Raw genomic sequence first — 13,995 nt, 5'->3', positions numbered from 1 at the left:
CCTCGTCGTTCCCCGTTGCAACTTCTATATGAGACTCCGTTAAAATTACGGAAAGCGACGATTATCAATTTCGGGCGAGGCGGGCGAATGGAGAGCAGATCGTCGTTGCAGTGCCAGTTGTGCACGGATATCAGGAGGCGACCACCAAGGAGCATCGCGTGCGTTTCATTCCCCGTTCGACTGTATTTGCAGGCTTTCTGTTCGCGCTGGGGATGGCCTTGCCGGTCAGTGCGCAAGAATGGCAGCCGACGGAGAAGATCGAGCACTACAAGGTGAACGGCACATCGCCGATGGCGCTCTACCAGTCGATCGGCGAGCGGGGCCCGAAGCTCAGCCTTGGGCGGGTGATTGCCCACACCACATTCAAGCTGACATGGCAGCGCGACTACCAGCAGCAGGGTGCGGCTTGCGTGCTGGCGACAGCGAAGCCCAAGCTCATTATCACGTACACGCTGCCGAAGCCTACTCAGAAGCTGCCGGCCGACGTGGCGGCGAAGTGGGAGACCTTCTACAACGGCATCGTCGAGCACGAGAAACTGCATGGGCAGTTCATGAAGGACCTGACCCAGCAGATCCAGGATGTGTCGATCGGCCTGCGGGATGAAAATGATCCGGGCTGCAAGAAGGTGCGCGCGGCTCTCCAGGCGCAGCTGAAGCCGATCTCGGATGCGCATGTGGCGCGCCACAGCGAATATGACCAGGTCGAGATGTCACCGGGCGGTGCGGTGCATCAGCTGATCCTCACCTTCCTCAATCCGTGACATGAAAAGGCGCCCGCATGAGGCGCCTTCAATCTTGTGTCAGACCCGTTCCAGGGCAATCGCAATGCCCTGGCCGACGCCGATGCACATGGTGGATAGCGCATAGCGTCCGCCGGTTTCCTTGAGCTCCAGAGCAGCGGTTCCGGCGATGCGGGCGCCCGACATGCCGAGCGGGTGGCCAAGTGCAATCGCGCCACCGTTACGGTTGACGCGCGGGTCGTCGTCCGCGATGCCGAGGTCGCGGAGAGTGGCGATGCCCTGGCTCGCGAAGGCTTCGTTCAGCTCGATGACTTCGATCTGCTCTTGGGAAAGGCCGAGGCGGGCGAGCAGCTTCTTCGAGGCCGGGGCCGGGCCGAAGCCCATGATGCGCGGCGGAACGCCGGCCGTCGCACCACCCAGGATGCGGGCGATGGGGTTGAGGCCATATTTCTTCACGGCGGCTTCCGAGGCGATGATCAGGGCGGCTGCACCATCATTGACGCCGGACGCATTGCCAGCGGTGACGGTGGCGCCGTCCATCTTGTTGACCGGCTTCAGCTTGGCCAGTGCCTCGACCGAGGTCGCGCGCGGATGTTCGTCGCGGTCGACGATCACGGGGTCACCCTTGCGCTGCGGCACGGTGACGGCCACGATTTCCTTCGCCAGTCGGCCATTGGCTTGGGCTTCCGCCGCCTTGGCCTGGCTGCGCACGGCGAAGGCATCCTGATCCTCGCGGGAGACCTTGAAGTCGATTGCGACGTTGTCGCCGGTCTCCGGCATGGAATCGACGCCGTATTGCTTCTTCATCAGTGGATTGACGAAGCGCCAGCCGATGGTGGTGTCGTAGATCTCGGCATTGCGCGAGAAGGCGGTTTCCGCCTTCGGCATGACGAAGGGGGCACGGCTCATGCTTTCAACGCCGCCTGCGATCATCAGCTCGGCCTCGCCGGACTTGATCGCGCGGGCAGCGGTGATCACGGCATCCATGCCGGAGCCGCAGAGACGGTTGATCGTGGTGCCGGTGACGGAGACGGGAAGACCGGCGAGCAGGGCGGACATGCGGGCGACGTTGCGGTTGTCTTCGCCGGCCTGGTTGGCGCAGCCGAAGATCACGTCCTCGACGGCTTCCCAGTCGATGCCGGCATGGCGCTCCATCAGCGCCTTCAGCGGCACGGCGCCGAGATCATCGGCGCGGACGGAGGAGAGCGAACCGCCGAAACGGCCGATGGGCGTGCGGATGTAATCGCAGATAAAGGCTTCGGTCACGAATTGTACTCCTTACAGCGCGGGCACGACGAGGTCGGCAACCGGGCCGTCGGTGTGCAGCTTGGCCCCGGTCATGGCCTGTAGCTCGTCCATGGTCATGGCGGTGAGCTTCTCGCGCACGACGAACCTGCCATCGACAATGTCGATCACGGCATGGCTGGTATAGACGCGGGTGATGCAGCCGACGCCGGTGAGCGGAAACGTGCAGCGCTCGACGAGCTTCGGCTTGCCGTCCTTGGTGACGTGTTCGGTGATGACCACGACCTGCTTTGCGCCATGCACGAGATCCATGGCGCCGCCGACGGCGGGAACGCCCTTGGAGCCGACGCGCCAGTTGGCGAGGTCGCCGTTTTCGGCCACCTGATAGGCGCCGAGGATCGCGACATCGAGATGGCCACCACGGACCATGGCAAAGCTGTCGGCATGGTGGAAGAAGGCGGAGCCCGGCTTCAGGGTGATCGCCTTCTTGCCGGCATTGATCAGGTCCCAGTCTTCTTCGCCGGCAGGCGGTGCCTCGCCGAAATTCAAGACGCCGTTCTCGGTGTGGAAGATGGCCTGACGTCCCTCGGGCTGGAACTTGGCGACCATTTCCGGAAAGCCGATGCCGAGGTTGACATAGGCACCGTCGGCGATGTCCTGAGCGGCGCGCCAGGCGATCTGGGCGTTGGAGAGCTTGATGTCCTCGCGGGTGTCGATGGCTGGTGCGTCGGTCATGCGTAGGCCACTCCGGCTCGGATGAGCTCTTCTTCCTGTTGCGGGTTGGCGACTTCAACGACGCCATCGACAAAGATGCCGGGGGTGATCACCTGCTCGGGATCGATCTCGCCAGGTTTCACGATCTTGGAAACCTGGGCGATGGTCTTGGCGGCGGCCATGCACATCAGCGGATTGAAGTTGCGGCCGGCCATCCGGTAGGTCAGGTTGCCCATGGTATCGCCGAGATGCGCCTTGACGATGGCGAAGTCGGCCTTCAGCCAGCGCTCCTGGACGTATTTGCGGCCATCGAACTCGGCGATCACCTTGCCTTCTGCCAGTTCCGTGCCAAACCCGGTCGGGGTGTAGAAGGCGGGAATGCCGGCGCCGCCGGCGCGGATGCGCTCGGCCAGCGTGCCCTGCGGCACGAGTTCCAGCTCGATCTCGCCAGCCAAATAGCGATCGGTGAAGGCTCGAGGGTCGGAGGAGCGCGGGAAGGAGCAGATCATCTTCTTCACGAGACCGGCGTCGATCATCGCGGCAATGCCAATGCGGCCGTTGCCGGCATTGTTGTTGATGACCGTCAGGTTCTTCGGGCCCTTGTCGATCAGGGCGTGAATGAGTTCGATCGGCGCGCCGGAGCCGCCAAAACCGCCGATCATGACGGTTGCGCCATCGCCGATCTCGGCCACCGCATCCGCCAGGCTTGCAATTGTCTTGTCCATGGGAACTCCCGTTTCCTCTGGCTGCGGACATGCCGCGTCCTCACCAACAAATAGGTCCGCTCCACCATCGACAGCAAGCGGTTTGTGCGATAATTGATATTTGTTCGATAATCGCACAACACGAGGTGCTGCATGGCGGTCGGAGAGCGGGACCTGATGGGTGGTTTTGCCAAGGGTCTGCAGGTGCTCGAAGCCTTCGGGCCCGATCGTCAGCGGCTCAGCATCACGGATGCCTCTGACCTCAGCGGACTGGATCGAGCAACCGCCCGGCGCTGTCTGCTGACGCTCGCAGAGCTCGGTTATGCCGACTATGACGGGAAGTTCTTCTCGCTGACGCCGAAGATCCTGCGGATCGGCCATGCCTGGCTGTCGGCAACACCACTACCAGTTCTGCTGCAGCCGCATCTCGATGAACTGTCGGAACGCGTCGGCCATAGCGCCTCGGCTTCGATCCTCGATAATACCGAAATCGTCTACATCGCCCGTGCCGCCCAGAAGAGGGTCATGTCGATCAACCTGATGCCTGGGTCGCGATTGCCGGCGTACAGCGCCTCGATGGGGCGAGTGCTGTTGGCGGCGCTTCCGGATGCCGAGGTGGATGCCATCCTTCAGGCCTCCCAGCTGAAGCCCAATACGCCGCGTACCATCACCGATCCTCGTTCGCTGAAAGAGGAAATCGCCAAGGTTCGGCAGCAGGGTTACGCCGTGATCGACCAGGAACTGGAGATCGGTCTCTGTTCGATTGCCATTCCCGTCCGCAACGATCGGGGCCGGGTGGTGGCTGCCATCAATGTCGGTGCGCCGGCTGCCATCCTGCCTGCCGCCGATCTGCCTTCCCAGTGTTTGCCGGCGATGCTGGAGATGCAGGCGAGGCTCAGGCCGCTGCTGCCGTGAGCATCAGGCCTTAGCCGCTTCTGCTGCTGCCTCGCGGATGGTGCGCATCAGAAGGGCGAGCGGCATGGAGGGAATGGCGTCCGCCCGGACCGTCAAACCGACCGGTCCCTTAGTCTCGCTGGTGTCGATTGGAAGTGCCGCCAGCGTCCCATCCGCGATATCGGTCGCGACGACACCGGTGGAAATAATCCAGATTGCATCTGTCTGGCGCACGAAGGCGCGGCCGAAACTGTCGGAGACCGTCTCGATCTGCGTTGGCAGGCCAGAAATGCCGTTGGCGATCAGGAAACGTTCCACGAAAGGCCGGATGATCGAAGCCCGTGTCGGCATCAATACAGGGTAGCGTTCGAGTTCACCAAACAGATCCGACCCCGCTGACAGAAGCGGGTGGCTGGCGCGGACGCAGAAGACAACCTGTTCGGAATACAGGTGCTCGAAGGAAAAGCCAGTCATCTGCTCGGGGGCTGCGAGACGCCCGACCACGAGATCGAGATCGCCGACCCGAAGCTGTTCGAGCAGGACGGCGTTTTCGCCCGTGACGATCTTGATGCGGGCCGGCACGTCCTCTTTCAGAAACAGCGTCATCGCCTGCGGAATAATGCGGGTCGAGACTGTCGGCAGGGCGCCGACGCGGATGGGCGGGGCGTCGGCATGCAGGGCGTGGGACACGGAATCGAAACCCTGGCGGAGCGCGGTCAGGGCGGCGCCTGCATGTTTGAGAAAGGCTTCACCGTAGCGGGTGATGCGGATGCCGCGGCCGTCCTTTTCGAAGACGGCGACGCCCAAAACCTCCTCCAGTTCACGGATCGTCTTGGTCACTGCAGGCTGGCTGACATGCAGGAGCTCCGCCGCTTTCATGACGCTTTTCTGGCGCGAAACTTCGACGAAGGTCTGCAGGTGGCGAAACTTCACCCGGTTGTCGATCATGAAAGCATAACCCTGCGGTTAGGTGTTTCGTGGAAAACATCATTTTACCTAACCAAATCGCATGAGCAATATGGAGGCAACGGAGGAGGATCCCGTGCAGTTCGTTCAGGTCAACGGCGTCAGCCTGCACCACCAGATCATTGGTGGGCCGGGCAGCAAGCCCGTCATCGTCTTCATCAATTCGCTGGGAACGGACTTCCGCATCTGGCGCGACGTGATCGTGCGGCTCGCCGGCAGCTACCCGCTGCTCACCTATGACAAGCGTGGCCATGGTCTTTCGGATGTCGGCCAGGCCCCGTACTCGATCGAAGACCATGTCGATGATCTGATCGGGTTGCTCGAGCATCTGAAGGTGAGCGATGCCGTTGTCTGCGGGCTCTCCGTCGGCGGGCTGATCGCCCAGGGGCTTTATGTCCGCCGCCCCGATCTGGTGAAAGCGCTGATCCTCTGCGATACGGCGCACAAGATCGGCACGGCAGACATGTGGGCCGCCCGCATCGCCGCCATCGATGAGAGCGGTCTCCATGGGATCGTCGATGGTGTGATGGAGCGCTGGTTCACCCCTGCCTTCCGCGAAAGCGATCCCTCCTTTCCAGGCTATCGCAACATGATGCTGCGGCAACCAGTCGAGGGTTACACCGGCACCTGTGCTGCGATCCGCGATGCCGACTACACCGCTGCCGCCGGTGATGTTGCCGTTCCAACGCTCTGCGTCGTCGGCGATCAGGATGGAGCGACGCCACCTGAACTTGTTCTTTCGCTGGCGAAGCTCATCCCGCGCGCCCGCTACGAGGTCATCAAGGATGCCGGCCATATTCCCTGCGTGGAGCAGCCGGAAATGCTTACCACAATCATCGAGGCCTTTCTCGCGCCCGTCATCTCAGGAGAGGCAGCCCATGGCTGATGCCCGCAGTCCATCCGATCGATACCGACAGGGTATGGCAACACGCCGACGTGTGCTCGGCGATGCGCATGTCGATCGTGCGTCCACCTCTGCGACGCCGTTTGATCAGCCCTTCCAGGAGATGATCACAGAGGGGGCATGGGGTACGGTTTGGTCGCGCCCCGGTATCAGCCCTCGCGAGCGCTCGATGATCACGATCGCGCTTCTTGCAGCACTCGGTCACGACGAGGAAGTCGCCATGCATGTGCGGGCGACGGCCAATACCGGCGCCAGCCGTGAGGATGTCACGGAAGCCTTGATGCATGTTGCTGTTTACGCCGGGGTTCCCGCCGCCAACAGGGCTTTCAAGATCGCCAAGCACGTGTTTGATAAGATGGATGCCGGCGAGACCGGGGGAGGGAGCCATGACTGACCTGTCGAACAAGAAGCCGGAGACGGGCGCCTTCTTCCCGCGCGACCGCAACTGGCATCCGCCAGCCTATACGCCGACCTATAAGACCTCCGTTCTGCGCTCGCCACAGAAGGCGCTGCTTTCGCTCGATGGTACCAAGTCCGAAATCACGGGCCCGGTCTTCGGTCACTCGATGCTGGGTGAGCTAGACAACGACCTGATCCACAATTTCGCCAAGCCTGGCGAGAGCGCGATCGGCGAGCGGATCATCGTGCATGGCCGGGTGCTCGACGAGCGCGGGCGGCCTGTGCCCGGCGCACTCATCGAGTTCTGGCAGGCCAATGCCGGCGGGCGCTATCGCCACAAGAAAGAAAGCTACCTCGCACCCCTCGACCCGAATTTCGGTGGCTGCGGGCGCACGATCACCGACGAGAACGGTTATTACGCCTTCCGCACCATCAAGCCGGGGCCGTATCCCTGGCCGAACGGCGTCAACGACTGGCGGCCGGCGCACATTCACTTCTCGATCTTCGGCCATGGCTTCTCGCAGCGCTTGATCACCCAGATGTATTTCGAGGGCGATCCGATGATCTGGAAATGTCCGATCGTGCTGACGATCCCGGACCGAGCGGCAATCGAGCAGCTCGTCGCCGCGCTCGATTGGTCGGCCACCATTCCGATGGATGCGCGCGCCTACAAGTTCGACATCGTCCTGCGCGGGCGCCGTTCGACATTGTTTGAAAATCGCATGGAGGGCAACTGATGGTCCAGGATCTCGGCTACCTCAAGGAAAGCGCCTCGCAGACGGCCGGCCCTTACGTGCATATCGGCCTCACGCCGAACTTCGCCGACATCGAGGGCGTCTATCCGGTCGATCTTGGGACGACCATGGTCAATGACAAGACGCGTGGCGAGCGCATCACAGTGACCGGTCGCGTCATCGATGGCTCCGGGACGCCGCTGAAAGATGCGCTGATCGAGATCTGGCAGGCGGATGCCGAAGGGCTTTACAACAGCCCATCGGAGACGCGCGGCAGCGCCGATCCGAACTTCACCGGCTGGGGACGCTGCCCGTGTGACCTTTCGACCGGCGAATACCGGTTCGAGACGATCAAGCCGGGGCGGGTGCCGTTTCGCGATGGCCAGTTGATGGCGCCGCATATCTCCTTCTGGATCGTCGCGCGCGGCATCAATCTCGGTCTCAACACGCGTCTTTATTTCGCCGATGAAGAAGCAGCCAATGCCGAGGATCCAATCCTTGCGCGCATCGAGCATCGCGTGCGTGTGCCGACGCTGATTGCGCAGCGTGACGGTTCGACCTATCACTTCGACATCCACCTGCAGGGTGAGAAGGAGACGGTCTTCTTCGATATCTGAGAAGGGCCTCGATCACAGCATGACCGCATCCGTCTTCGACCATCCGATCCTCTCCGGCCCGCTCGGCGACGAGGAAATCGGCGCGCAGTTTGCGGCCCTTGCCGAACTCTCCGCCATGCTGCGTTTCGAGGTGGCACTGGCCGAAGCGGAAGCCGCAGAAGGGCTGATCTCTGGCGCTGCATCTGCCACAATCGCGGCGTTGCAGGAGACGTTCACGGCGGATATCGATGCGCTCAAGCAGTCGATTGGGCGTGATGGCGTGGTCATTCCGGAGCTCGTGCGGCAATGGCGGGCGGCACTGGGAGAGGCGGGCAAGGATCTCCACTTCGGTGCCACCAGCCAGGACGCCATCGATACGGGCCTGATGCTCCGGCTGACGACAGTGCTATCGATCCTAGATCAGCGCCTCGGCGCCGTCGTCGCAGCACTTGACGGTCTGAACGGGCGGTTTGGTGGCAAGTCGCTGATGGGCCGTACCCGCATGCAAGCGGCGATCCCGATCCGCGTTGCCGATCGGTTGTCGAGCTGGAAGACGCCGCTTGTCGGCCATCAGTCGGCTGTTCAGGAGATGCTTTTGGCCGGTCTGCCGCTGCAGTTCGGCGGTGCCGCCGGTACGCTGGAGAAGCTCGGCGACAAGGCTGTCGCGGTTCGCGCGCGACTGTCGGACATCCTGAAGCTGTCGGACCGGCCGCAGTGGCACAGCCAGCGCGCGGTGATCGCCGAGATCGGCGGCTTGTTCTCCCAGGTCACCGGCAGCCTGGGCAAGATCGGTCAGGATCTCGCGCTGATGGCGGACAATGGTACGGCGACCATCGGTGGCGGCGGTGCATCTTCCGCCATGCCGCACAAGCGCAATCCCGTGAAGGCCGAGGTCCTCGTCACGCTAGCGCGGTTCAATGCCGTGCAGATCTCAGGCCTGCATCAGGCGCTGGTGCATGAGCAGGAGCGATCGGGCGCTGCGTGGACGCTCGAATGGATGATCCTGCCGCAGATGGCGATCGCCGCGGGGGCTTCGACACGATTGGCCATCGATCTTCTCCAATCGGTCGAGGAGATGGGTGATCGCTGATCAGCGCTCGCCCGGATCCGACGCGTCTGTCGCGACATAGCGACGGGTCGCCTTGCGCAGGATCCCGATTTGTTTTGCAAAGCCCGAGCAGGCACCGCACTTCATCAGATGCAGCCGGAGGCCGACGGTCTCACGGATGGAAAGGCGCCGGTCCAGCTCATCGGAAGCCAGTTTCGTGGCGTTTTCACACATCATGACAGGCTCTCCTTCGGCGCGAACCAGTGGCCTTCCAGGCAGTTGCGCAGCCGCAGCCGGGCACGATGCATGAGGACATGCAGATTGGTGGTGGTGATGCCGACCTCCGCACAGATCTCTGATGTCTCCATCTCGACGAATTCCCGCATCATGAAGACACGGCCCTGATCCGGTGGCAGATGGTCGAGGCAAGCTTCGAAGACGCGCCAGAAGTCCTTGCCCAGGAGCTCGATCTCCGGATTGCCCCAGTCGCTTGGTCGGTTTTCCGGCGCCCAATGCCCCTTGGCGTCGAAATAACGGGGTTCGTCCTCATCCGGAAAATGGCCGAGCGGCATGGCAATCATCTGCGACTGTCGGCGCTTGAAGCGGATCTGATCGGCGATCTTGTTGCGCAGGATGGCGAAGACCCAGGTGCGAAAGGCAGAGCGACCGGCAAAGGCCTTGGCGTTTCGCAGCGCACCCGCGAGCGCTTCCTGCACCGCATCTTCGGCCAGGCCCGGATCGGCCAGCTGAAGGCTTGCGAATTTCAGCATGCGCTCGCGCAGTTCCGCCATATAGACCGCATCGGCGAGAAACGGTGCCGCCGCACTCGTCCCACCGTTCAATTCGTGCTCACCCACATTCCTCATCATGATCCCCCGGACATCGTCCGCGCCAGCCAAGATCCCGTGCGTCACACAGCACGCTTATCTTTGTCGCGCGTTGCGATCCCGATCTTACAGCATGGAACAAAAAAATCTCATGTCAGGATCATGACCACCGCATAGGCTGCAATCACCAACAGGGTGACGTTGCGCCGAAGCGCCAGATACCAGGCGGGCTGGTCACCTCTGCGGTGAATGTTGAGGTCGGCAGCCAACAGGCCGAGAAAGACCGTCACGTGCAGCGCCATCGTGATGAGAGGCGCGAGCGGGAAGACAAGAAGTCCGCCGATTGCCACCAGTGCGGCGACATTGCTTCCGATCAGCATGATCCTCGGATCCTGGGCGCGGATCTGTGCCTGGCTCCACAATGTACCCGCCATGAAGCAGGCGATCCCGGTGCCATAGGCGATGAAGGCCTGAGCAGCGAGGGCGGGTTGATAACCGAGCACCTGGGCGAGGCCGAGCGCCCAGAAGGGCAAGGCGCCGGAATAGGTCAGGAGTTTGGTGAGCGTCGGATCGCGGTACATATCAAGCTCCTAGCAGGCGTTGGGTCAGCAGTTGCGACAGCGCCTGAGCGCTCTCTACCGCCGCCTCGACCCGGTTGCCGAGACACCAGTCACCGCAGGCGCCGAGGCCAAGGCTTGCGTCAAACAGATAGGGCTGGCCGATGGGTTTCTCGACATTGGCATAACGCCAGCGGTGCAGATCGAGCCATGGAGCAGTCGAGAAATCCCTGCCGAGGAGACGGTCGAGAGATTGGAGCATCTCGGTTTTCACGGCATCACGGTCGCGCTCCAGATTGGCCTCGGCCCAGTCATTGCGGCTGTGGATGGTGAGCGCAGTTTTTGCAGGCCGCCCCGGTTTGCTCGTTTCAACGGCGATCCAGCTCAGGACGTCATCCTCGATGCGGGCAGCCTCGAAGCCGAGGTCGAGTGGCGCCTGCAAGCCGATCATCAGGGTGAAGCAGCCGCTCATTTCGGCAGCCTTGAGGGCGGCATGACCGCTGAAAGTCTCTGGCATCAGCCGGCCGGTCTGCGGAGCGGGGGCGGTGGAGATGACGAGGTCGAAGCGGCCAAGATCGTTGCCGTCGTTGTCGCCGAGCGCCCAGCCTGCGTCGGCAGAGACAATCTCCGCCACGGTGGCTTCCTTGCGGATGTGGAGCCCTTCAGCCAATCCATGGGCAAACGCGCTCATGGCGGGAGTGCCGACATAGCGCGGCTCCGGCGGGCGCGTGTCGCTCACAAGGCCGTCTGCCTTCAGCGTGTGCACTGCCTTCGGCCAGATGCCGGCATGACCGTCTGCTGCGGCGCTTTCCGCGGTCGCCTTGAATGCCGGCGAGCGCGCGGTGAAATACTGGGCGCCATGATCGAATGAGAAGCCCTCGCGGCGGCGGTTTGCCATGCGGCCGCCGAGGCCGCGGCTCTTTTCAAACACGGTGACATCGGCGTGCGCGGAGAGATTGCGGGCGAGCGTGATGCCAGCAATACCGGCCCCGATGATGGCGATGGATGTCTTCACGCGATGCCCTTCTCGAATGCCTGATACGTCAAAGCGTTACGTTGCTCAGGCGCCGGCGGTTTTGCCGTCCTCGCTCGCTTCCAGCAATGGCCGGATCAGCGGGTTTGGGAAGCGCCGCTTCACTGTGACAGCGTAGAAGGATTCGATCATGCCGGGGAGCGCATCGAACTCGACCAGCGCCCCAGCCTCAATCTCGCCTTTGACGACGATCGGCGGCAGAACGGCAAGGCCCGCTCCTTCGCGGGCGAGAAGACGCATCATCGCCATGTCGTCCACTTCGGCTGCGATCTGTGGGGTTATTCCGAGGCGCGCTACGAGCGCTTCGAACTGCGAGCGCACGCCGCTTTCGAGCGTCGGCAGGATGACGGGATGCTCGCCCAGCAGGTCGGCGAGTTTCGCGCCGGGCTTGCCGTAGGATGGTTTGCCGATCAGGCTGACGCGCTGCTGATAGACATGCTGTGCAATGAAGGGCGTGACGGAATCGGCCATCGGCGCCTGGTTGAGCAGGACGATGTCGAGGTTCAGAGCTTCGAGCGCACCCAACAACTCGCTGGTGCTGCCCGAGCGCAGGATCATGTCGACGTCCGAGCGTCCCAAGATCGGGCGGAGGAACTCCATCTGGAAGTTGCGTGAAAGGGTGGCCAGCGCGCCGATGCGGATCGCACGGCGGGTTCTGCCGGTTTCCTTCAGCGTCTCAACCAGTTCCTCGCCGGCCGAGAAGATGGTGTCGGCGTGGTCGAGCGCGATGCGGCCCGCTTCCGTCAGATAGAGCTGGCGGCCCCGCCGCTCGAAGAGTGAATGTCCCAACCGCTCTTCCAACTGCTTGATCTGGATCGAGAGAGCGGATTGCGACAGGTTAAGCCGCTCCGCCGTGCGCGTGAGATTGCCGTCATGGGCGACGGCGCGAAAATAACGGAGGTGGTGATAGTTCAGCTCAGCCATGGTTCTATATTATAGAACGAATATAGAGAAACAATGAATTTTTCTTGTGATCGCGCCGCTGATAACAGGTCCGTGAGATAGCCGCTGCCTCCTCCCAAGCAGTGGCCCAGCCCGGAGACATCTAGTGATCCATATGCTGCCGCTTCTTGCACCGCTGCTGCTGGCCGGTGCGTCCTATTATGCATTCAAGGCGCCGGGGCTCCGCCCGCGTCTCGCCATCCGCGTTGCTGAATTCGCCGCGCTCGGATCGATCGTCGTCGCGATCCTGTCCGGTGTGGTCCTTTATCTCCAAGGTCCAGGGACGAGCCCGGCGATCGGCTACAGCTACTTCGCGCTTGCCTCGCGGCTCGATCTGGTCAGCCTGGTGATGCTGCTGCTCGTCTCCTTCATCGGCTGGGTGGTGCTGCGCTATGCGGGCACCTTCCTCGACGGGGAAGCACGGCAGGGCCCGTTCACCGGCTGGATGACGGCGACACTGGCCGCCGTCCTGCTGCTCGTCCAGTCGGGTACGCTGCTGCAGCTTGTCATCGGCTGGGTCGCAACCAGTCTTCTCCTGCATCAGCTTCTACTCTTCTATCCCGAGCGGATCGCTGCCCAGCGAGCTGCGCGCAAGAAGTTCATCGTCTCGCGCACCGGTGATGCCGCCCTGATCGGCGCGGTTATCCTGCTCGCCATTTCCTTCGGCACCGGCGACATCGCCACCATCCTTGCCGCCGCACGGGAAGGCGAGGGCCTGCCGCTGACCATCACGGCCGCCGCACTGCTTGCTGTCGCCGCACTGCTGAAGTCCGCCCAGTTCCCGACCCATGGCTGGCTCACCGAAGTCATGGAGACGCCGACCCCGGTCTCGGCTCTCCTGCATGCGGGCGTCGTCAATGCCGGCGGCTTCCTCCTGATCCGCTTTGCCGATGTCATGTTGCAGGCGCCGGTGGTGCTTGCGGTGCTGGTCATGGTCGGCGGCTTCACGGCGCTCTTCGGCAGTCTGGTGATGCTCACCCAGTCGGCGGTGAAGACCTCGCTTGCCTGGTCGACGGTCGCGCAGATGGGCTTCATGATCCTGCAATGTGGTCTGGCACTCTTCCCGATCGCGCTTCTGCACATCGTCGCCCACTCGCTCTACAAGGCGCATGCCTTCCTCGCCTCTGGCTCGGCGATCGAAACGGTCGCCTCGATCCGGCGGCCAGGCCCGGTCGCGATACCCAACGCCAAGGCGGTGGGACGCGCCTTCCTCCTGGCGCTCGCCATCTATGCCGTTATCGGTGTGCTCTTCGGCTTTGCCGACAAGCCGCCACAGGCGCTGGCGCTGGGTGCGATCCTGATCTTCGGCGTCGCCTATCTCATTGCGCAAGGCTTGGCGGATGCGGCTCCCCGGGCGCTCACATGGCGGACCTCGCTCTACGCGATCTCGGCGGCCACAGCCTATTTCGCCCTGCAGCGCGTCTCCGACAAGCTGATGCTTGGCACGCTGCCGGCCACCCCGCAGCCAGGGCCATTGGAATGGACGCTGATGCTGCTTGCCGTCGTCACCTTCGGCGTGGTCGCCGTCGCCCAGTCGCTCTTCCCGCTCTGGGCCTATCATCCGGCGGCTGCGGGCCTGCGCGTCCATCTCGCCAACGGCCTCTATGTGAATGCCCTCTTCGATCGCCTGCTGGGTGGCTGGACGCTTCCGCGCACCACCTCCGCAACGCCTGCTTCCGTCAAGGAGTGAAC

Annotated in this window: 17 protein-coding genes; 8 read left to right on the top strand and 9 right to left on the bottom strand. The window is 62.9% G+C overall.

Going from position 1 to position 13,995, the window contains the following annotated elements; genetic code table 11:
- Positions 1-158 precede the first annotated feature (158 nt).
- Positions 159-761 (top strand): DUF922 domain-containing Zn-dependent protease, encoded by a 603-nt coding sequence (locus M1E12_RS14570; protein WP_479562296.1) that lies wholly within the window; start codon positions 159-161, stop codon positions 759-761.
- 39 nt (positions 762-800) lie between these two features.
- Here the strand turns inward: M1E12_RS14570 and pcaF are convergent, their stop codons facing one another.
- From pcaF to M1E12_RS14555, 3 genes are read right to left on the bottom strand one after another with little or no spacing between them, the layout of a single operon-like run.
- Positions 801-2,006 (bottom strand): 3-oxoadipyl-CoA thiolase, encoded by a 1,206-nt coding sequence (pcaF, locus tag M1E12_RS14565; protein ID WP_479562295.1) that lies wholly within the window; start codon positions 2,004-2,006, stop codon positions 801-803.
- Positions 2,007-2,018: 12 nt separating this feature from the next.
- Positions 2,019-2,720, bottom strand: a complete 702-nt coding sequence (locus tag M1E12_RS14560; protein WP_479562294.1) for a 3-oxoacid CoA-transferase subunit B — start codon at positions 2,718-2,720, stop codon at positions 2,019-2,021.
- Positions 2,717-3,424 carry a 3-oxoacid CoA-transferase subunit A gene (locus tag M1E12_RS14555; protein WP_136537941.1) on the bottom strand — a complete coding sequence of 236 codons (708 nt, stop codon included), beginning with the start codon at positions 3,422-3,424 and terminating at the stop codon, positions 2,717-2,719. Before M1E12_RS14555 ends, M1E12_RS14560 begins: the two co-directional genes overlap by 4 nt.
- Before the next feature lie 132 nt (positions 3,425-3,556).
- Between M1E12_RS14555 and M1E12_RS14550 the strand changes: the two genes are divergently transcribed.
- The gene (locus tag M1E12_RS14550) at positions 3,557-4,318 is read left to right on the top strand and encodes an IclR family transcriptional regulator (RefSeq protein WP_479562293.1); all 762 of its coding nucleotides are present in this window, start codon (positions 3,557-3,559) and stop codon (positions 4,316-4,318) included.
- Positions 4,319-4,321: 3 nt separating this feature from the next.
- Here the strand turns inward: M1E12_RS14550 and pcaQ are convergent, their stop codons facing one another.
- On the bottom strand, positions 4,322-5,245 hold the full coding sequence (pcaQ, locus tag M1E12_RS14545; RefSeq protein ID WP_479562292.1) for a pca operon transcription factor PcaQ: 924 nt from the start codon (positions 5,243-5,245) through the stop codon (positions 4,322-4,324).
- A gap of 94 nt (positions 5,246-5,339) precedes the next feature.
- On the opposite strand from pcaQ, the gene pcaD reads away from it, so the two are divergent.
- Genes pcaD through M1E12_RS14520 form a run of 5 tightly spaced genes read left to right on the top strand, consistent with a single transcriptional unit; the run spans position 5,340 to position 8,986 of the window.
- Positions 5,340-6,149 carry a 3-oxoadipate enol-lactonase gene (gene pcaD / locus M1E12_RS14540; protein ID WP_479562291.1) on the top strand — a complete coding sequence of 270 codons (810 nt, stop codon included), beginning with the start codon at positions 5,340-5,342 and terminating at the stop codon, positions 6,147-6,149.
- Positions 6,142-6,561, top strand: a complete 420-nt coding sequence (gene pcaC, locus M1E12_RS14535) for a 4-carboxymuconolactone decarboxylase (protein WP_479562290.1) — start codon at positions 6,142-6,144, stop codon at positions 6,559-6,561. The genes pcaD and pcaC overlap by 8 nt, the downstream gene beginning before the upstream one ends.
- Positions 6,554-7,303, top strand: coding sequence for a protocatechuate 3,4-dioxygenase subunit beta (pcaH, locus tag M1E12_RS14530; protein WP_113461867.1), 750 nt, complete (start codon positions 6,554-6,556; stop codon positions 7,301-7,303). The genes pcaC and pcaH overlap by 8 nt, the downstream gene beginning before the upstream one ends.
- Complete coding sequence (pcaG, locus tag M1E12_RS14525; RefSeq protein ID WP_479562289.1) at positions 7,303-7,917, top strand: protocatechuate 3,4-dioxygenase subunit alpha; 615 nt, start codon at positions 7,303-7,305, stop codon at positions 7,915-7,917. Before pcaH ends, pcaG begins: the two co-directional genes overlap by 1 nt.
- A 19-nt stretch (positions 7,918-7,936) precedes the next feature.
- The gene (locus tag M1E12_RS14520) at positions 7,937-8,986 is read left to right on the top strand and encodes a 3-carboxy-cis,cis-muconate cycloisomerase (RefSeq protein ID WP_479562288.1); all 1,050 of its coding nucleotides are present in this window, start codon (positions 7,937-7,939) and stop codon (positions 8,984-8,986) included.
- On the opposite strand, the gene M1E12_RS14515 is transcribed toward M1E12_RS14520, so the two are convergent.
- From M1E12_RS14515 to M1E12_RS14495, 5 genes are all read right to left on the bottom strand, one after another.
- On the bottom strand, positions 8,987-9,181 hold the full coding sequence (locus tag M1E12_RS14515; protein ID WP_479562287.1) for a zf-HC2 domain-containing protein: 195 nt from the start codon (positions 9,179-9,181) through the stop codon (positions 8,987-8,989).
- Positions 9,178-9,813, bottom strand: coding sequence for a sigma-70 family RNA polymerase sigma factor (locus tag M1E12_RS14510; protein ID WP_479562286.1), 636 nt, complete (start codon positions 9,811-9,813; stop codon positions 9,178-9,180). Before M1E12_RS14510 ends, M1E12_RS14515 begins: the two co-directional genes overlap by 4 nt.
- A 107-nt stretch (positions 9,814-9,920) precedes the next feature.
- Positions 9,921-10,352: a DUF3429 domain-containing protein gene (locus M1E12_RS14505; RefSeq protein ID WP_479562285.1), complete on the bottom strand. Its 432-nt coding sequence runs from the start codon at positions 10,350-10,352 to the stop codon at positions 9,921-9,923.
- Position 10,353: 1 nt separating this feature from the next.
- On the bottom strand, positions 10,354-11,343 hold the full coding sequence (locus M1E12_RS14500; protein WP_479562284.1) for an NAD(P)/FAD-dependent oxidoreductase: 990 nt from the start codon (positions 11,341-11,343) through the stop codon (positions 10,354-10,356).
- Between the two features lie 45 nt (positions 11,344-11,388).
- Positions 11,389-12,285: a LysR family transcriptional regulator gene (locus tag M1E12_RS14495; RefSeq protein WP_479562283.1), complete on the bottom strand. Its 897-nt coding sequence runs from the start codon at positions 12,283-12,285 to the stop codon at positions 11,389-11,391.
- A 133-nt stretch (positions 12,286-12,418) separates the two neighbouring features.
- On the opposite strand from M1E12_RS14495, the gene M1E12_RS14490 reads away from it, so the two are divergent.
- On the top strand, positions 12,419-13,993 hold the full coding sequence (locus M1E12_RS14490) for a proton-conducting transporter transmembrane domain-containing protein (RefSeq protein WP_479564891.1): 1,575 nt from the start codon (positions 12,419-12,421) through the stop codon (positions 13,991-13,993).
- Positions 13,994-13,995 lie beyond the last annotated feature (2 nt).

The sequence above is a fragment of the Rhizobium sp. K33 genome (genome assembly GCF_056501445.1).
This window is presented reverse-complemented; position numbering and strand designations above follow the sequence as displayed.